An 18174-nucleotide genomic window follows, 5' to 3' on the forward strand; every position below is an offset into this window, starting at 1 on the left:
ATGTTTTCTGCACGACCCATACGGCATACGACTGCCGGCAAGGCGATACGACCACGAATTTTGGCACAAGTAGTGGCAAAAGTAATGGGTCAACTGACACTGGCGGCCGCCGGCGGTGCCATATTGCTGTTTCCTGCCGCCCATGCCGCCGCACAAGAGGCCACGCAGGATGCCGCGCCAGAGAGCGCCAGCGCCACGGAAGCGGCGCCAGCGCCGCTGCAGTACGAGGTCAAGGTCAACGCGCCCGGCGACCTCGATGAGTTGCTCGAAAAAAACCTGGACCTGGAACGCTTCCGCGGCAACCCGCGCATGGACCGCGAGCAATTGCGCCGCCTCGTGCGCGCTACGCCCGAGGAAGCCAAAAACCTCATCGCCACGGCCGGCTACTACACGCCCGTCGTCACGGTGCGCGTCGACACGACGGGCGCCAAGCCCGTCGTCATCGTCGACGTCGACCCGGGCCAGCCCGCGACCATCGACAAGGTCGAGCTGGAATTGCGCGGCTTCGACCCCACACCGCCGCTGGCCGCCAGCGAGCCTTACGATACGGAAGCGCTGAAGCGCAGCTGGGCCCTGAAGACGGGCAGCGTGTTTCGCCAGTCCGACTGGGAAGCGGCCAAGCGCGCGCTGCTGCGCGAAGTGGTGCAGACGCGCTACCCGCGCGCACAGCTGGTCGATACGCAAGCCGTGGTCGACCCGGAAACGCACAAAGTCTCCTTGCTGGTGGTGCTCGACAGCGGCCCCGAGCTGCGCTTTGGCGAACTGCGCATCGAAGGCTTGAAGCGCTACGATGCCAGCATCATCCGCAACCTCGACAAGATACGTCCGGGCGAGTACTACAGCGAATCGGCGCTGCAATCGTTCCAGGCGCGCCTGCAGGACACCGGTTACTTTGCCAGCGTGGAAGTGAGCGCCGACATGAGCAGCATCCTCAGCGAGCAGATCGAGGCGGGCCAGGAAAGCCAGCAAGCCGATGCCGCCGGCGCCGCGCCCGACGCCAAGCCCGCCAACCGCGGCCCCGCGCCGCAGCTGCCGCTGGTCGTGCGCGTGACGGAAAACAAGCAGCAGAACGTCAGCGCCGGTCTCGGTTTCAGTACCAACACGGGAAATCGCGCCCAGCTCAACTATGACAACCTGAACGTGTGGGGCACGCGCTTCAAGAGCGCGATCACCATGGAAACGAAGAAACAGGCGGCGCACGCCAATTTTTACTTTCCAACGACCGAGCGCGGCTACAACGACAGCGCGGGCGCCTCGTTCGAGCGCAGCGACATTTCCAACGAAATCACGGCTGTGACGACCATCTCGGCCAAGCGCAACTGGGGCGGCACCAACCTCGAGCGCAGCCTGACGTTCGAGTTCCTCAGTGAAAACAAAACCGTCGTGGGCCTGGAACAGACGCGCAGCAAGAGCTTGCCGCTGACCTATGCCATCACCAAGCGCAGCCTCGACAGCCTGCTGTTCCCCACCAAGGGCTATGTCATCAACGCCCAGGTGGGCGGCGCCCTGCTGCCCGTGCTGACGGACGAGCGCTTCGTGCGCGTGGCCGGCAAGGCCGTGTATTACCATCCGCTCGGTGAAAAGGGCGAGCTGATCGTGCGCGGCGAAATGGGCGCGCTGGGCTCGAAGGAAAAACGCGGCGTGCCGGCCGTCTACCTGTTCCGCGCGGGCGGCGACCAGTCGGTGCGCGGCTATGCCTACCAGGAACTGGGCGTCAAAGAGGGCGACGCTACCGTCGGCGGGCGCTACATGCTCACCGGCAGCGCCGAATACCAGTACTGGTTCAAGCCGAAGTGGGCCATCGCCGCCTTCTATGACGCCGGCAACGCGGCCGACACCATGAAAGAGGCCATGACGCCGAAATCGGGCTACGGCCTGGGCGGGCGCTACAAGAGCCCCGTCGGTCCCATCAATGTCGACGTGGCATATGGCCACGCCGTCCACGCCTACCGTTTGCACTTCTCTCTGGGATTCACTTTCTGATGTCCGATATGACTACCGAATCCCCCGGCGCCATCCCTCCGCCGCCGGCCAAAAAAACGCGCCGGGCGATGCGCTACGTACTGATCGCCGTCGCCAGCCTGGCCGTGGTGCTGGGCGGCGCCTTCTGGTTCCTGGGCCGCGAATCGACCTTGCAGATGCTGGTGCAAAAAGTGGCCAGCGCCAGCGGCGGCGAGATCGAAGTGTCGGGCGTGTCCGGTTCACTGTACAACCGCATGCACCTGGGCCACGTCAGCTACCGCAGCAAGACGCAGCACATCACGGCCGACAATATCGACATCAACTGGTCGCCGTTCCAGTTCTTCTCGGAAGGTATCGCCATCAGCGAACTGCACGTGGCCAGCCTGTCCGTGGAAAGCACGGCGCCGTCCGAGGAACCGTCGACCATGCCCACCAGCCTGGCCGCGCCGTTCAGGATCGGCATTGCCGACGCGCGCCTGGACAAGGTGACCCTGGTCAGCGCGGGCGGCAACACGGTGTTTGAAAAAATCCGTTTCACCCTGTCGGGCGACAAGTCGCAATGGCAGCTGGACGACGCGTCGGCCCTGACGCCGTTCGGCCAGGCCACGGCCAGCGCGACGATAGCCGCCACGCAGCCATTCAAACTGTCAGGCAAGGCCGGCTTGACGCAAGTGACGCCACCGGCCGGCGAAAAACCGGCCGCCCTGGCGCTGCAGCTGGGCGGCAACTTGAGCGTGCTGAACGTCACGGCCAAGGGCAGCGCGGGCGCGGCCACGGCCGACGCCCGGCTGGCGCTGGCGCCGTTCGACCCCGTCATCATCCTGCGCTCGGCCAGCATCCGTGGCCGCAACATCAATCCGGGCAAGTTCGACGCCACCTTGCCGCAGGCGGACCTGAGCCTGGAACTCGACGCCGCCATCGACACGCGCCCCAACGCGCAAACCGTGTCGGGCAAGCTGGCCATCCTCAACCACGCCACGCCGGGCCCCATCGACCAGCAAAAGCTGCCGCTGCGCCAGTTCGAGGCGCGCCTGGGCGGCACCCTGACGGCCACGACGCTCGAGTCGGCCATCATCGATTTCGGCAACGCGGGCAAATTCACGGGCGGCGGCAAGCTTAACCGCGACGCGGCCGACGCGCCCATCGGCAATGCGCAATTGACCCTGCACACGGACAAGATCGACTTGCAGCACATTTACAGCAGCATCAACAGCACCAAGATCGTCGGCGATATCGTGCTCGACAGCGACGGCAAGATGCAGACCCTGCGCGCCAAGCTCGGTGAAGCCAAGCTGCGCCTGGACGTGGAAGCGACCTTGGCCGACTCCTTGGTGCAACTGCGCAAGGCGACCTTGCAAGCGGGCAAAAGCAGCGTCCATGCGACGGGCCAGATCAGCCTGAAGGACGAGCAACCGTTCAAGGCCGTGGCCAGCACCAGCCGTCTCAATCCCGCCGACTTCGGCGCCTTTCCCGTGGCCGACCTGAACCTCGAGGTACGCGCGAATGGCCACGTGGCACCAACATGGCTGGCGAACGCGGACTTCACCGTGCGCCCCAGCAAGCTGCTCGACCAGCCCCTGTCGGGCAAGGGCAAGCTGACGGCCGATGCGGCCCACTTCAGCGGCATCGACGTGCAATTGGCGCTGGGCAAGAACAACGTGACGGCCAAGGGCAACTTTGGCGGCGCCGGCGAGAAACTCAACTGGAACGTCGATGCGCGGCAACTTTCCGCCTTGCAGGGCGACTTGCTGGGCACGGTGCTGGCCAGCGGCGTGGTGCAGGGCACCATGCAGCAGCCGCGCACGAGCTTTGTTGCCGATGCGAAGGGCCTGGGCCTGACCAGCGGCAAGCGTCCCGCACCCGACAGCGCCATCCACGCCAGCGGCGAAGTGGGCTTGACGGGAGCCAAGCAGCAGGCGGAATTGAAAATGACGGGGTCCCTGCAAAAGATCAACCCGGCCGCGTTTGGCGCATCCCTGCCGAACGGCAACGTCAATGCGGATTTCAACGGCAGCGGCCGCTTGACGAGCGACTGGCAGGTGGCCCTGAACCTGGCCCTGCGCGAATCGACCTTGCAAAACGCCCCGCTGGCCGGCTACGCCAAGCTGTCGGCCAACGCCAAGCGCATCGACAGCGTCGATACGGAATTGCGCCTGGGACCGAACAGCCTGCTGGCCAAGGGCGCGCTCGGCGGCGCCACGGACCAGCTGACGTGGAAGCTCGATGCGCCGCAACTGTCGACCCTGGGACCGCGCTTTGCCGGCGTGCTGCATGCGGCCGGTTCCGTCTCCGGCAAGATGGACGCGCCCGCCGCGCAACTGACGCTCGACGGCAAGGACTTGACCTTCTTTGGCGACCAGCAATTGAAAGCCGTGAAAGGCAGCGCCAGCGTGGGCACTGGCCAGGGCGCGCTCGACCCCATGGTCAGCAGCCTGGAGATCACGGGCTACAGCACACCCACCTTCAAGCTGGCCAGCGCCCGCCTGGGCACGACGGGCACGCGCGGCAGCCATACGGTGAGCCTGGCGGCGCGCAATGACGATTTCGACGCCACCGTGCAAGTGCGCGGCAGCCAGAGCGGCGCCAGCTGGACGGGCACGATCGACAGCCTGCAAAACAAGGGCCGCTATGCGCTCGTGCTGCAAGCGCCCGTGCCCGTGAAAGTGGCAGGCCCTGCCGGCAGTGGCGTGGCGGGCCTGGGCCAGCCCGAGCAGATCAGCGTGGGCAATACCGTCATCAAACTGCCGGCGGGCAGCATCACCATGCAAAGCCTCGTCAAGAACGGCCCCCGCTGGACCAGTTCCGGCCAGGCGGCCGGCGTGGCGCTGACCTATCTGGCGCAAGTGATTCCCGCGCTGCAAGCCAATGCGCGCAGCGACCTGACCCTGGGCGCGCAATGGTCGCTCGACATGCAGGTGCCGACGGCCAAGCAGAAAGATCCGTCCCTGGCCGGCATGCTGCACATCTACCGCGAAAAAGGCGACGTGACGGTGGGCGTGGAACAGCCGCTGGCGCTGGGCTTGCGCACGCTCGATGCGCGAGTGGATGTGGCCAACCAGCAATTGCGCCTGGCCGTGAAACTCGACGGCGCGCGCGCGGGCCAGAGCGACATCAATGCCACCGTGCAAATGTTGGGCGGACGCATCAGCAACGACAGCGCCCTCTCGCTGACGGGCGCCACCAATATCGATTCGCTGGCGTGGCTGGCGCCGCTGACGGGCCAGCCGGGTCTGGAACTGGGCGGCGCCCTGAAGGTGGCCCTGTCCGGCAGCGGCACCATCGGCGCGCCGCAATTGAATGGCGACATCAACGGCAGCAAGCTGCTCGTGAACTGGGCCGACCAGGGCTTGAAATTGCGCAATGGCGTACTGCAAGCCAAGCTGGCCGGCGATCAATTGCAATTGCAGCGCCTGAGCTTTGACGGCGGCGACGGCAAGGTGCAGGCCGATGGCTGGGTGCGCTTTGCGAATGGCGAAGCGAGCCTGGAACTGAAACTGCTGGCCGACCGCCTGCAGGCGCTGTCGCGCCCCGACCGCACTCTGGTCCTGTCGGGCAACAGCACGCTGGTGCGCAACGACAAGCGTTTCAGCTTCGAGGGCAAGTTCAAGGCCAACCGCGCGCTGATCGAACTGGCCCCGCAAGACACGCCGACGCAAAGCAGCGACGTCGTGGTGCTGGGCAAGGAAGTCAAGGGCGGCAAGGAAGCGCCGTCGCTGCCCCTGAATATCGACCTCGAGTTCGACCTGGGCAATGCCTTCCACCTGCGCGGCATGGGCATCGACGCGGATCTGGCGGGCAATGTGCGCGCGCGTGTCATCAACCGCGCCGCGCCGCGCGTGACGGGCAGCATCAAGGTCACCAGCGGCCAGTACGCGGCCTACGGGCAGAAGCTGTCGATCGAACGGGGCCTGATCGCCTTCACGGGCGCCTACGATAACCCGTCGCTGAACATCCTGGCCGTGCGCAAGCGCCCCGAAGGCGAAGCCTTGTCGGAAACGAACGTGGAAGCGGGCGTGGAAGTGCGCGGTACGGCCCAGGCGCCGACGGCCAAGCTGGTGTCCACGCCGAGCGTGTCGGACAGCGACAAGCTGGCCTGGCTGATCCTCGGTCACGGCGCGGAAACGGCGGCCGGAGATGAAATGGCCCTCCTGACGACGGCGGCCGGCGCCCTCTTCGGCGGCTCCGGCGGCGGCCTGCAAGGCAAGCTGGCCAATTCGCTGGGCCTCGACGAAGTGGGCCTGTCGCAGGCGCAAGGGCTGGAAAGCACGGTCGTCACCGTCGGCAAGCGCCTGTCGTCGCGCGCCTACCTGACGTTCGAGCAAGGCACCAGCACGGCGACGAGCCTGGTCAAGCTCCGTTATAAGCTGAACCGCCGCATCACCCTGCAATTCCAGACGGGCACGAACAATGCGCTGGACGTGTTGTATACGTGGGCGTTTGATTAGATTGGTCGTGGCCATCGTGGTGCCAACCATGTTGTCGGATTACGCCCTGGCGGGCTAATCCGACCTACGGTACATGTGCATGCGCGTCATCCGACACCACCAGAAACACAAAGGGCGCCTCGGCGCCCTTTTCTTTGCTCTAACGCAAACAGCTTACTCGGCCACGTCGAGCCCCCGCTCGATCATGCCTTCGACGTAGGCGCGCAGGTACTGTTCCAGTGCGGGACCGGACAGCACGTTGGCCGTCAGCGCGCCGTGCGGCGAGCCTTTCAGCACGCCGTCGTGGTACACGCGCGCAATCCAGGCCACGTCCGCGCCCTGGGTGTAGTCGAGTTCATAGTCGAACGATTCTCCGCTGACTTTGCGTGTGTAGACTTCCTTGACAATTGCCATCTAAAACAGCCTTTCTTGAAGAGATTAACTGGGATGCGGGTGCGGCACGGGATCGTCCTGCGGCACCGGGTGCACGGGCCCCGGCTGGCGCCCGGGCGCTTCTTGCGGCTCCGGCGCCGGCATGGGTTCATCGACGGGCGCCGGGTCGGGCGCGCGGTGGGTATGGATGACTGACATGGCTGGCCTCCCTGCGGGCAAAGGAAGACCATACCACGAGATGCGTGCCGCTGCCCATATTTGCCTGCCGGCCTCGCGTCCGCGGCCACAGCATGATGTGACAGGGCATAGTGCGTTCATGCCATGTAAATGTCAACCAGCAACTTTTGCTGTTTGACAAGCATCGCCGCCCGTCCCCATCTGGCTTACAATCGCTGTTTTACCCGCACCTGAATGTCTACATGGAAACCACTACCCTCGCCCTGCTGTTCCTGGTCCCGCTGCTGGTCTGGCGCATTTATTCGCGCCTGAAGAAACTGGTGGCGCGCCAGAAGTCGCAGCTGTGGCGCCACTGGAGCGTGGCGATCGTCTTTCCCGCGCTGCTGCTGTTCCTGGCAACGACGACGAAATTCGAGCTCTTGCCCCTGTCCAGCCTGGGCGCTGGCGCGCTGGCCGGCGGCTGGCTGGGCGTGCTGGGCTTGAAGCTGACGCGCTTCGAACAGGTCGGCAAGGATTTTTTCTTTACCCAGCACCGCTACCTGGGCCTGGCCGTCACGATGCTGTTCATCGCCCGTCTGCTGTACCGCGGCATGGAAATCTACCTGAACACGCGCCTGGACGTGCCCGTGCCGCCGCCGCCGTTCGGCCAGAGTCCGCTGACCATGGCCGCCTACGGCCTCGTCATCGGCTACTACGCCGTGTATGCGTGGGGCCTCGTGCGCTGGCGCCAGCGCAACAAGCCGCTGCAGGCATCCGAGTAAGTCACATCAGTCAGTAGTACTGGCACAGGCCGGTACACATCGTCACCGACAGCGCCTGGCGTATCGCCGCCAGCGCCGGCGCCAGGGCCGGATCGAGATCCTTGTCCGCATCGGCCAGACTGGTCAGCAAACGCTCGCGCAAGGGCGGCGCCATCAAATTGGCATTCGCCGCGGCGTGCTGCGCCGCCGCTTCCAGCATCCGCTGCTTTTGCGCCACGTTCCAGAACGGCACTTGCACGAACTGCACCACGTTCACAAACATGGTGCTCGATCCCTTGCTGAAGGCGCGGGCGCGCATACGCTCTGCACTGCTCACCTCCTGCAAGGGCTGGCTGCTGAACTCCTTTTCCATCAAGCCAATCAAGTGCGCATGGCAATGCATGCCAAAGGCGAACAAGGCGGCCATTTCATCGCCGTAATCGGCCAGGTTCTGCGTCACTTGTTCCCTGCGCGCCTGCTGCGGCTCCGCGCCCGACAACGGCAGCGGCCGCGCGAGGCCAAACGTGTAATACGCCTTGCCCAGATTGGTCGCCCGCTCGCACACGGCCACGCTCTGATTCATGTCTTGCAGCGCGGCCACGGGCGCCTGGAACAGGCGGGGGCCATCGGCGATATGGGCAAACAATGCCGCCACGGCAGGGTCGCCCAGACGCGGCAAGCCGCTTTGCGGCGCCACCTTGGCCATCAGCGCTTCGAGCTGGCCGCTCGCTTGCTGGAAATCGCTGTAGCTGTCGGCCCAGGCGGCGGGCGCCACGAGGGCGGAGGAAAGGCAGAACAAACGGCCGAAGCGGCGCAGCGGCATGGAAATGGACAGGGACATGGAATCAGCAGAACACTATTGAGAAATTGGCAATTATAGGCAATCTGTATCCACAGTGCATTTACTTGCTTTTAAACCATCATTTTTCTCAGGCGATGAGGGTGACGCGCGGCCAGCGCGCCGCATAGTTTTTGCTGGCCAGGCGTTGCGCATAGCCGTCTTCGCTGATGCGCGCGGGGTTGCGTCGCACCACCATGGCGAACAGGTCATCGAGGCCATGCGGCGCGATGATGCCGATCTCGCCGTCAGGCTGCAGATAGATGCCAACCGAAGTGGCAAACTCGGGCCAGGAAGCGATGGCGTCGTCGAGCGACAGCAACGGTGGCACGGCGTAGCCAAAGTCATCTTCAAACCACAGGTGCACCCGGGCCTGGTTGCACACTTCCCACGGCACACCGGGCAGCACGATTTCCAGGCGCTGGCGCAACTGCGTTTCGCTTTCCCGATGCACATCGTGCGCATCGAAATACGCCACGTCGATGTCGCTCAATGCCGACGGTTGCGCGTAGCCGTGCAAGGCGTCCCACACGAGGTTGCGCACGGCGCCGGCACCGATGCAGCAGTGGGGCAAGCCCAGCTGCGCCACGGCGCGCAGGGCTTGCATGCACCACGGCGTGGCGCGGGCGATGGCGCGCAGGCGCGCGGCCAGCGCTTCCTGCGTGCTCATTCCTATGGCCGGATCCGTGGCGCCACGCCGTCGTGGTCGCCCGCGCTTTCGACATTGCCGAAGTACACGTCGAGATCCTGCTTCGGATGGAAGTTGCGCAGCTTGACTTGCAAGGTGGTGGGGCTGATTTTCGTGAACGTGCCGGGGAAGCACAGGCTGATCAGCTCGTCCGGCTTGCCCTTGATCAGGTTCAAGGTAAAGTCTTCGATGCCATTCTTCCACGTGTTGCCCGTCGTCAGAATGTACGACACCCAGACAGCATTGACGAAGCCGCTCTCGCCCTGCTTGGCCGCCAGGCGGTTCCACGTCTTGTAGAAGGCCTTGTCGCCGCAGTATTTCTTTTCAAATGTATCGCCATCGCCCAGGTAGGACGCGCCCGGACCGGCCGCGACGAACGGCGCATATTGATGGCGCACGCGCACGACTTTGCCGGCGGGGAATTTCTGCTGCCACAGGTAGATGACTTTGACGGTCCAGGCCGGCACCCATTCCTCGTCATACAGCTGGGCCAGCAAGCCTTCGCGTATCATGATCTTGCTCTGCGCGGCCGTCAGCGGCGCCACCTTCTTGTCGAACGGCGTGTGCGAGGGGAAATAGGCAATTTGCGCATCCGACAGACCCAGCTGGCGCAAGCGGGCCGTCACGTCCTCGGCGTCGAGCTTGGCGACGAAGGTCGTTTGATAGTCCTTGCGCTTGCCATCGACGTCGACGGTGAACTGCTGCGGCTGGCCGTAATACGTGGGCGAGCCATGGTAGCCGGACGAGTATTCGGGCAGCGGGAAGAAGATCGTCTCTTCCACATCCTTGGCCGACTCGTTGAGGAATTCATACTCGACCTTGATCAAGTCCGTGCTCACGCTGAGCACTTCCTTTTTCATGGCCACGGCATCCGTCTTGCCGAACAGGATGCCGCCCGCGCTCACGGAGCCGATGCCGTCGTTGGCCACGGCCGTGGCTGCCAATGCCAGCGACAGGGCCGTGGCCAGAACCAGCTTGCGCATGATCATCACGCCGCCTTGCCCGGTGCCGGATCGACCCGGCGCTGCAGCACGAAAATCGGTTGCGCCCATTGGGTATCCTTTTTCTTCTTGCTGGTGATCAAAGTGAGCTCCGACGGATCGTAGACATCCGTGTTGTGCGTCAGCGGCGTCGTCATCAGGTATTGCGCTTCCGTGTTCTTCAGGAATTCGCCGACCAGCTGAATGTTGCGGATATCCAAATGGGCAAACGGTTCGTCGATGAAGACGAAGCCGCCGGAACCGTCTTCCGATTTCAGCAGGCCGATCAACAACACCAGCGACTTCATCACCTGCTGGCCGCCCGACGCTTCGCCATCGTTCATGCCGATGACGCCCTTGCCGTCGAACTTGAAGCGCACGTGCAAGCCCGCCTGCGACAGCTGCACGTCGTCGTTTTCCAGGCGCACGGGGTCGGCATGGACTTCGATGCCGGCCAGTTCGCCCAGCTCCTTGATGTTCTTGCTGTAGGTCTTGATGGTGTAGCGCAAGCGCTCCATGTAGGCGCCGCGGGCATTGCCCGTCGCTTCGATGGCGCGGTTGTTCTGGTAGCGGCGCTCGTCCGTTTCCGACTGGCGGCCGTGCAGCTGGTCCGACAGGCGGTGGTGCTGGTCGATGACGGTCGCGTCCAGTTCCCAGTCGTCGCGCGCCAGGCTGTTTTGCAGGCTGGCCACGCGCAGATCGACCTGGTGCGCATTCTGGTGCTCGGCCACCAGCGCCGCGCGGCGCGCGGGACGGCGCCAGCTTTTCGGCAGATGGCGCCATGCGTGGCGCAGGGCCAGCAAGGCGCGCGCGTGCTCGGCGCGCTGTTCAATCTGCTTCTTGTAGCCAAGGCGCGAACCGGCTTCCGCTTCCGACAAGGCCAGGCGCGCGTTTTGCCACACCGTATCGGCACGCGTGCGCGCCACGGTGGCGTTCTTCGTCAGGTTTTGCAGCTCGCCCAGGCGCCCGCCCACTTCCAGGCGCTCTTCCTTGAGCGGCTTCGAATTGCGCAGCGCTTCGGCGAATTCTTCCTGGCGCGCACTGAGTTCCTTGGCCGCGTCGACGCCGGCGATGCGCGCCTTCAGGGCGCCCACTTCGGCCGCCAGCTTCGAGATCGCCAGGGTGAGCGTGTCTTCCTGGCCTTCCAGGCCCGGCAAGGAGCGCAGCAGCGCTTCCAGGCGGCCGCTGCGGCCAGCCTGGCCGAAGCGGTAGCGCGATGCTTCCACGAACAGCGAGCGTCCGCCGCGGCGTTCGCGGTGGTAGGCCTCGGGCGTGATCCACTCTTCGTGGTTGCCCAATTTAAAGCCCGCTTCGACGGAATCGACGCGGGCAATGCGCGACAGCTGCTCGATCAGCCAGCTTGGCACGGGCGCGGAAAATTTCACCACGGCCAGCAAGCTCTCGTCTTTCGCCACGGGCGCCGTGACCAGGTCGGGCACGATGAAGTGGCGGTAGCGCTCCTTCTCGGCCAGACGGTAAGCGGCGGCCGCATCCTTGGCCTTGTCGAGCAAGACGACCGAGGCGTAACCGCCCAGCACGCCTTCGACGGCGCCCTGCCAGCGGCTGTCCGTCACTTCGACGATGTCCGACAGCATCGCGTGGGCAATGCCCGCGTCGCGCAGCGCGCGGCGCATGCCGCGCACATTGTCCGGCTCCGGCATGGCCGTCTTGCCTTGCAATGCTGCAATCGTCGCCTGCTCGCCCGCGATGCGCGCCGACAAGGCGTCGCGCTGCTGGCGCTGGCGCAGCAGTTCCGCTTCCTTCTGTTCCAGCTGGGCCGCCACTTCGGCGATGTCGCTGCCCGAGTCCGCCGCCAGCTTCTGCAAGCGGTCCTTCTGTTCCAGCAGGCTGTCCAGCGGTTTCAGCTTGGCATTGATCAGGGAAAGGCGGCTCTGCAGGCCGATCGATTCCTGCTCCAGCAGGGTTTCGTTCATCTGCGCGTCGGACAGGGCTTTGGCTTGCGCAGCCAGCGCATTGCGTTTATCGGTCAGCTGCTGGTCCGCCTGCGCCATCGGCTTGCGCGCATCGCGCAATTGCCGGCTGGCGATGGCCGCTTTTTCGCGCGCCTCGTGGTATTGCAGGCTGGGCAGCACTTCTTCCAGCAGGTTGCGGCGCTCTTTATGCAGCCCTTCCCACTGGTGGTAATTGGCCACGCGCAGGCGCAAGCCTTCCAGGTTGGTTTTCGACGCTTCCAGTTCCGTCTCGAAACGTTTCAGCTCCACTTCCGTGTCGCGCTGGTGGCGCTTGGCTTCGTCGTAGGCATCCAGCACTTCCTTGTCGCCAAACACTTGGAAGACCAGATCGAGCAGCTGGCGCGGCGCATATTCGCACAGCTTGTCCGTCTCGCCCTGCTCCAGCGCCAGCACTTTCGACATGGCTGGCGACAGGCCCGCGTTGGCCAGGCGCTTGCGGTAGTTTTCCACGCCGAGCCAGTCGTTGGCATCCGTGATGTCCTCGATCTGCACATTGCCCGGACGCATCAGATACTGGCGCTTCCAGTCGCCGCCATTTTTCTGGATCTGGCAAAACAGGGTCACTTCATCGTCGCTGAAGAAGCCGGAACTGCGGAACGGGCGGTTCGACAGCTGCTTGCCCACGTTCTTGTTGTCGACCACGGCGCGCAGCCAGGCCGTCTGCTGGCCCGAGTGGCGCGCATAGTGTTTATACGTGCGCCCCATCGAACAGTCGAGGCCGAACAGGGTGCGCAAGGCGTCGAGCAAGGTGGTCTTGCCCGAACCGTTCTGGCCCGCGATGGTGATGATCTTCGCGTCGAGCGGAATATTCTTGATGCGCTGCCAGTAATCCCAGTGCACCAGTTCAAGTGATTTGATATGAAACATGGGCGCTTTCAGTGAGGAAGGTCGGACGCGGGCTCGTCGCCAGCGTCAGGCAGGTCGCCGATGTCGGCGGACAGGTCGTCTGCCAGATCGGCGTCAGGATCGATGGCCACCAGGCGCGCCGGCGCCCGCTTGAATACGTCGGCCAGGGCGCCGTTGATGATGCGCTCTTTCAACACGTCCGTGTCCATCATCAGGTCCAGCAACGGACCTTCCAGGATGAAATCGCCGCGCCGCTCGATGAAGCCCAGCTTGGCCAAGGTACCCAAATTCATGTCCATGCGCGTCTTCTTGCCCAGCTTGTCACCGAAGTCGGACAGCAGCGCCTTGTAGGAAATGCCGATCGACGCGTCTTCCGCGCGCGGCAGCGGCTTTTCCGTGCCGAACATATCGTTCTGATCGTCGTCCGCATGCTGGTGCGTTTCCTGGCGTTCACGCTTGGGCAGGATGATCTGCGCCCACAGCACCACCAGCAAGGCCACGCCATCGCGCGCCAAACCGAAATTATTGTTTTGCCACACATCGCGCGCGCCGAAGATCTTCGGCTCGATGGTGCGCGTCAGTGCCAAAGTCACGTGGTCGGCATACACGTTGTCGAGCAGCTTCAAGCCGCAGGCCAGCAGTCGCGCATCGATCTCGGCGCGGAACAGCTCGTCGGACAGCACGCGTTTGACGAGCTTGTCGTCGCGGCGCAGGGTTTGATGCGTGAGCAGGCGCGCAATCAGGATTTGGGAATCGTCATTCATCGGCGGTGCCGCTATCTAAATCAAGTGAAACATTCAGTGAAAGCGAGGCGATCGACATGGCCGCCACGTGGGGGTCGGTCAGTTGGACCATCTCGTCGGTCGGTGTAAAGGTGATCGGCAAGCGGGCCAGTTCGGCCGTCGAGCCTTGCAAGCTCGCTTCGGAGACGTCGCCCAGCAGCGGCAGCATCGAGGCGCGGTACGACGCCACGGCAAAGCTGGCAGGCAGCAGCGAGTCCTGCACGGGCACCGATTTCGGTCCCTCTTCGCCGATGCTGGGGAAATTGCCCAGACTGGCGAAGTTCGACAGGCGGTCCAACAGGTCATCGAGTTCAAGCTGCATGGCGGGTCCGTCGCTGATGGTGGTGGGCGCATCCTCTCCGCTGGGCAGGCCCGTGTTGGTAATGCCTGCCGCCCGTTCGGACAGCAGTTCCGTTTCGGCCACGTCGATCATCTCGGCCGGCGTGGAGAACAGCGGCACGACGGGCTGATCAATGGCGCCTTCGGCCAGGCTGGCCAGGTCTTCGTGCAGCAAAAGCCAGCGCTTGATGTCCGTGGTCGACAGGCCCGACTGGCCCAGGTGCACGCGCTGGCGCTCGATCTGGTTCAGCGCGCGCGAAAACATGCCTTGCATGTTGAGCAATTTGCTTTGCGCGCGGCCGATCGCCTGCGCCGCCTTGTGCGTGGCGCTGTCCGCGTTTTCGTCGGACGTGATGGCCACGAGAATCTCGGAACCCTTCTCGACCCAGTCGCACGCCATGTTCCACTTCGCCTGCGCCGTGCGCAGCCGGAATTCGGAACCGGACGCAATCGCGTCGGAGAACTCCTCCGTCAAGTCCACCAGGCGCCCCAGCAAATGCTGGAGTTGTTCAACGGATACGCCGCCGACGGCTTGCGCGCCCGCCACCTGCGACAGCAGAAAGCCCATTTCCGCTTCGTCTTCCGTCTGGCCCAGGCCCAGCAAGCTGTCGATGGCCGACAGCACGTTGCGCGCCATCGGCGTCACGCGGTACACGCCCTGCTGTGCATCCCAGGCCAGCAACTGGTTCGAGCGCAGGCGCAGCAAGACCGTTTCCAGGCTTTCCGGCAACAGATAGGCCAGTTTCGTATTGATATCGGCGCGCGTATAGGCTGACGTGGCCGCATCGGACGCGAGTTCGCGCAACACGAGCAGACGCACCAGCACGCCATCGAAACCGCCGTGAAACAGAGCCGTAAACACTTGCAGCAGGGGCTGCGCCCGCTTCAAGTGAAAAACTTGCTCGATTTCATCGGCCGAAATATTGGGCTGGAAATGCGCCTGCAAGGAATCGTGATGCTCTTGCTCTATCTGATTTGCATCCGTAGCCACGGCTGCACTTGCCATTATATCAATCATTCTTTTCCGGATGAGTGTTCAGCGGGCGGCGCAGCGGGCTAACGCAGCGCTGCGGGGCGGGGGCGTCAGTATATCAGTTCTGACATGCAATTCGACTTGTGGAAAAGGGGCGATGGCGCTGTTGACAAGCCGAGTGTTGTATCAGCAAAAAAATCAACAGCGAAAATCCGGGGTCAGACCCGGCGGGTCTGACCCCAGCATTTGCCGTTAGGGGTGAAAAATAGAGAAAATCAATATTTGCTATGATAGCAAGCACTTACTTCTTGACGATCTTCTGCAAGGTTTGCTCGACGTAATCGCCGCCGTCCGCATCGGCGAATGTCACCTTCACGGGATACCATTCCAGCGACGGCGCCAGCCACAGGTCCACTTGCTGGCCCTTCTTGTCCGGCGGCGGCGCCTTGACCAGGTGGATGGCGGCGACCTCGCCCATGCCCGTGGCGACCGTCTCTTCCTTCACCACCTTGAAGGTCCACGGCTCGGCATCGTGCGCGCCGGCGACAAAGAACGCCCATTCCGAGCCGGGGACGAACTTCTCGGGCGCGGCGCGCGCCACGCTGGCCAGTTGCCAGACGGCGCTGTTGCGGTCCTGTTCGCCGCCTTTCAGCGGATAGGTTTCATCGCCTTCGCCAAAGACGATGGTCTTGCTGTCGCGCTTGAAGGTGGTCGTCACGGCATCCTTGCGAAAGCGCTTTTCCACGAACTGGGCTGGCGCCAGGCCGAAATCGTCGACCGTGCCTTCGCTGCGCTGCTCGAGGATCTTGCCGAACAGGGCAGCCTTGGTTTCGGCCAGCAGCGAATACTTGCCGTCGCCCACGCGCCAGTTGCTGACCGATTCGCCGGACAGCCCGATGCCGCGCTGTTTGGCCTTGATCGAATACACGAGGTCGGCCGACGGCACCAGCTTGTACGGGCGCTTGATGGTGGGATGCTCCAGGGGGGCGTCGGCCATGGCAGGCGTGAGGGTGGCGGCCAGCAGGCTGGCGAGCAAAATGCGTTTCAAAGTAGTCATCTATTTTCCTGTAGCGTCATTGACGCGAATTTGGGTCACGGTTTGCGTGGTCAGCGCCCCGTTCGCTTCGGTATTGCGTATTTGTACCGGATACCATTGCATGGACGGCGCCAGCCAGATATCGAGCTGCGACGAATACGTGCCGGGCTTCGGTGGCCGGCGCAAATGCCAGGTCACCAGGCGGCCCATCTTGGTGTCCAGTTCTTCCTCGCCCACCAGCTGGAAACGGAAGACGGTCGCTTCCTTTTCCTCGCCGACGAGGATATCGATATTGCCCGCCAGCTGGTTGACGTCCGCGCGGCCGATGGCGGCCAGCTGGAATGGCACGGTGGCCTTGTCTTGCGTCCCCTCCTGCCATGGCGCCGTGGCCGTCGTGGCAGAAAACGTGATGGCCTTGGCATCGCGGTTGAAATGCGTGGCCGTTTGCGCGCGGCCCTTGCGTTTTTCCGTGGCCGTGACGGGCACGATGCTGCCGTCATCGATCAGGCCCTCGCTGGTCAGCACCAGCAGATTGATGCGCGTGATCAGCATGCTCAAGCCCACTTCCAGTTTCAGCTGGTACGTGTCACCGCGGTTGTCCCACGCCATGGCGGCCACGCCCTGCCACTTGGTGCCGTCCGCATCGCGCCGGTCCACGTGCAGGTCGAACTGGGCCGAGGCAGGCGCATTCGTCTTGTAGCGCCGCGCCTGCTCGACGGGCGGTGGCGGCGGTGTGCTGGCCGGCACGGGCGCGGCCGCCACAGCGGGTGCGGGCGCCGTGATGGCCGGGGCAGCCACGGCGGCAGGTTCGGTCGTGGCAGGTCCTTCCGGCACGTCGCTGGCGGGCGCAGTCAACTGCGGCGCTTCGCTCGACGGCAGTTCCGTCGGCGGCGGCGGTGGCGGCAAGCGGGGCTCGGGCAAGGGCTGCAGCTTCGGCGGCGGAGGCGGCGCCACCGGCACGGGTTTGGGTGGCTCGGCGATCAGCGCCATGCTGACCACCTGCGCATGATCCTGCCCCAGCGGCACCATGCTGGCACGCGAGGTGAGCCATTCCAGCGCCACGTAATGCAGTGCGCCGATGATCGCGACAAAAATGACGGTGCGGCGGCGCGGTGGTGAAAAGAAGGAGTCAGGCATCATAGGCCGTAGTGTACCGCCTTCCCCCCACTTCCTGCTTCTTGCCCGTGCTCAACTCCTACTGTTTTATGTAAGAAAATGTTGGCGGCTTTGCGTCAGTAGCAAGCTGATATCTGCTACGCTAGGCACATCCACCTACCAGGAGATTTCGCATGGCAAACCCGCAAATGCCCCAAATGCCGGGCGCAGCAGTTGTGACCGACACCCTCGACTTCGTCAAGAACCTGTGGGGCAGCATGAGCGTGCCCGGCATGGGCGTGCCCGGCATCACGGCGCCCACCATGTCGGTGGAAGAGCTGGACAAGAAAATCAATGACTTGAAAGCCGTCGAAGCCTGGCTGAACCTCAATACCAGCATGCTGCGCGGCAGTATCCAGGCACTGGAAGTGCAGCGCGGCACCATCGCCACCCTGAAATCGATGGGCGCTTCCCTGGCGGCGGCCATCACCCAGCCCGGTGCCAGCGAGAAAACCGTGTTTGAATCCGTGCCCTACGCTTCCGCGTTTTTCCAGCAAGCGGCACCCGCAGCGCCAGCGCCTGAACCGAAACCGGCGCCTGCACCCGCGCCCGCGCCGGAACCGGCCGCAGCGGCCCCCCACGATGCCGGCAGCCAGGCGGCAGCCCAGCTGGCCAATCCAAGTGCCTGGTGGAATTTGTTACAAGATCAGTTCAAGCAGGCCGTGTCGACAGCCATGTCGCCCGATGCCGCCAGTTTTGGCGGTGGAGCGGCTGGAGCGGCGGCCAAACCGGCGGCCGGCAAATCCGCCAAGCCGGCAGAAGCAGGCACGGCAGCCAAGGCCAAGGCCCCGCTGCGCAAGGCGCCGGCAAAGCGCGCGGCACCCAAGTCGAAAGCACCAGGCAAGGCCTGATGTTTCAAGCTGGCGAT

General features: G+C 64.1%; 14 protein-coding genes. 4 read left to right on the plus strand and 10 right to left on the minus strand.

Features of this window, described 5'->3' with window-relative positions:
- Positions 1–84: 84 nt before the first annotated feature.
- Both IGS55_RS17620 and IGS55_RS17625 read left to right on the plus strand, forming a co-directional pair.
- The gene (locus IGS55_RS17620) at positions 85–1983 is read left to right on the plus strand and encodes an autotransporter assembly complex protein TamA (RefSeq protein WP_230516680.1); all 1899 of its coding nucleotides are present in this window, start codon (positions 85–87) and stop codon (positions 1981–1983) included.
- Positions 1984–1991: 8 nt separating this feature from the next.
- Positions 1992–6407 (plus strand): translocation/assembly module TamB domain-containing protein, encoded by a 4416-nt coding sequence (locus IGS55_RS17625; protein ID WP_329958129.1) that lies wholly within the window; start codon positions 1992–1994, stop codon positions 6405–6407.
- A gap of 153 nt (positions 6408–6560) precedes the next feature.
- Here IGS55_RS17625 and IGS55_RS17630 read toward each other — a convergent pair whose 3' ends face one another.
- Both IGS55_RS17630 and IGS55_RS17635 read right to left on the minus strand, forming a co-directional pair.
- Entirely contained in the window at positions 6561–6800 is a 240-nt protein-coding gene (locus IGS55_RS17630) for a hypothetical protein (protein WP_034753464.1), read from the minus strand.
- 24 nt (positions 6801–6824) lie between these two features.
- Positions 6825–6977: a hypothetical protein gene (locus tag IGS55_RS17635; RefSeq protein WP_175444616.1), complete on the minus strand. Its 153-nt coding sequence runs from the start codon at positions 6975–6977 to the stop codon at positions 6825–6827.
- Positions 6978–7198: 221 nt separating this feature from the next.
- Between IGS55_RS17635 and IGS55_RS17640 the strand changes: the two genes are divergently transcribed.
- Positions 7199–7717, plus strand: coding sequence for a hypothetical protein (locus IGS55_RS17640; protein ID WP_070305427.1), 519 nt, complete (start codon positions 7199–7201; stop codon positions 7715–7717).
- Positions 7718–7727: 10 nt separating this feature from the next.
- Here IGS55_RS17640 and IGS55_RS17645 read toward each other — a convergent pair whose 3' ends face one another.
- The 8 genes from IGS55_RS17645 to IGS55_RS17680 all read right to left on the minus strand — a co-directional run bounded on the left by IGS55_RS17645 (position 7728) and on the right by IGS55_RS17680 (position 17291).
- The gene (locus IGS55_RS17645) at positions 7728–8537 is read right to left on the minus strand and encodes a hypothetical protein (RefSeq protein WP_230516682.1); all 810 of its coding nucleotides are present in this window, start codon (positions 8535–8537) and stop codon (positions 7728–7730) included.
- A gap of 88 nt (positions 8538–8625) precedes the next feature.
- Complete coding sequence (locus IGS55_RS17650) at positions 8626–9204, minus strand: nucleotidyltransferase family protein (protein ID WP_230516683.1); 579 nt, start codon at positions 9202–9204, stop codon at positions 8626–8628.
- 2 nt (positions 9205–9206) lie between these two features.
- Complete coding sequence (locus IGS55_RS17655) at positions 9207–10205, minus strand: DUF4424 family protein (protein WP_230516684.1); 999 nt, start codon at positions 10203–10205, stop codon at positions 9207–9209.
- Between the two features lie 5 nt (positions 10206–10210).
- Positions 10211–13042 (minus strand): ATP-binding protein, encoded by a 2832-nt coding sequence (locus IGS55_RS17660; RefSeq protein ID WP_230516685.1) that lies wholly within the window; start codon positions 13040–13042, stop codon positions 10211–10213.
- An 8-nt stretch (positions 13043–13050) separates the two neighbouring features.
- A complete protein-coding gene (locus IGS55_RS17665; protein WP_219329729.1) occupies positions 13051–13785 on the minus strand; it encodes a hypothetical protein in 735 nt (244 codons plus the stop codon).
- Complete coding sequence (locus tag IGS55_RS17670; protein ID WP_230516795.1) at positions 13778–15148, minus strand: hypothetical protein; 1371 nt, start codon at positions 15146–15148, stop codon at positions 13778–13780. The genes IGS55_RS17665 and IGS55_RS17670 overlap by 8 nt, the downstream gene beginning before the upstream one ends.
- Before the next feature lie 268 nt (positions 15149–15416).
- Complete coding sequence (locus IGS55_RS17675) at positions 15417–16172, minus strand: DUF3108 domain-containing protein (protein ID WP_230516686.1); 756 nt, start codon at positions 16170–16172, stop codon at positions 15417–15419.
- The gene (locus IGS55_RS17680) at positions 16173–17291 is read right to left on the minus strand and encodes a DUF3108 domain-containing protein (protein WP_230516687.1); all 1119 of its coding nucleotides are present in this window, start codon (positions 17289–17291) and stop codon (positions 16173–16175) included.
- A 149-nt stretch (positions 17292–17440) separates the two neighbouring features.
- Here IGS55_RS17680 and IGS55_RS17685 point away from each other — a divergent pair, with 149 nt between their 5' ends.
- The gene (locus IGS55_RS17685) at positions 17441–18157 is read left to right on the plus strand and encodes a PhaM family polyhydroxyalkanoate granule multifunctional regulatory protein (protein WP_230516688.1); all 717 of its coding nucleotides are present in this window, start codon (positions 17441–17443) and stop codon (positions 18155–18157) included.
- Positions 18158–18174 lie beyond the last annotated feature (17 nt).

The organism is Janthinobacterium sp. EB271-G4-3-2 (assembly GCF_020858035.1).
In the GTDB taxonomy this organism is placed as follows: Bacteria; Pseudomonadota; Gammaproteobacteria; order Burkholderiales; family Burkholderiaceae_D; genus Janthinobacterium; species Janthinobacterium aestuarii.

Excerpts from the sequence above, each read along its gene's own strand:
- IGS55_RS17640 (WP_070305427.1), top strand. The coding sequence starts at position 7,199 with ATGGAAACCACTACCCTCGCCCTGCTGTTCCTGGTCCCGCTGCTGGTC.
- IGS55_RS17660 (WP_230516685.1), bottom strand. The coding sequence starts at position 13,042 with ATGTTTCATATCAAATCACTTGAACTGGTGCACTGGGATTACTGGCAG.
- IGS55_RS17665 (WP_219329729.1), bottom strand. The coding sequence starts at position 13,785 with ATGAATGACGATTCCCAAATCCTGATTGCGCGCCTGCTCACGCATCAA.
- IGS55_RS17635 (WP_175444616.1), bottom strand. The coding sequence starts at position 6,977 with ATGTCAGTCATCCATACCCACCGCGCGCCCGACCCGGCGCCCGTCGAT.
- IGS55_RS17675 (WP_230516686.1), bottom strand. The coding sequence starts at position 16,172 with ATGACTACTTTGAAACGCATTTTGCTCGCCAGCCTGCTGGCCGCCACC.
- IGS55_RS17655 (WP_230516684.1), bottom strand. The coding sequence starts at position 10,205 with ATGCGCAAGCTGGTTCTGGCCACGGCCCTGTCGCTGGCATTGGCAGCC.
- IGS55_RS17630 (WP_034753464.1), bottom strand. The coding sequence starts at position 6,800 with ATGGCAATTGTCAAGGAAGTCTACACACGCAAAGTCAGCGGAGAATCG.
- IGS55_RS17650 (WP_230516683.1), bottom strand. The coding sequence starts at position 9,204 with ATGAGCACGCAGGAAGCGCTGGCCGCGCGCCTGCGCGCCATCGCCCGC.
- IGS55_RS17625 (WP_329958129.1), top strand. The coding sequence starts at position 1,992 with ATGACTACCGAATCCCCCGGCGCCATCCCTCCGCCGCCGGCCAAAAAA.
- IGS55_RS17645 (WP_230516682.1), bottom strand. The coding sequence starts at position 8,537 with ATGTCCCTGTCCATTTCCATGCCGCTGCGCCGCTTCGGCCGTTTGTTC.
- IGS55_RS17680 (WP_230516687.1), bottom strand. The coding sequence starts at position 17,291 with ATGATGCCTGACTCCTTCTTTTCACCACCGCGCCGCCGCACCGTCATT.
- IGS55_RS17620 (WP_230516680.1), top strand. The coding sequence starts at position 85 with ATGGGTCAACTGACACTGGCGGCCGCCGGCGGTGCCATATTGCTGTTT.
- IGS55_RS17670 (WP_230516795.1), bottom strand. The coding sequence starts at position 15,148 with ATGGCAAGTGCAGCCGTGGCTACGGATGCAAATCAGATAGAGCAAGAG.
- IGS55_RS17685 (WP_230516688.1), top strand. The coding sequence starts at position 17,441 with ATGGCAAACCCGCAAATGCCCCAAATGCCGGGCGCAGCAGTTGTGACC.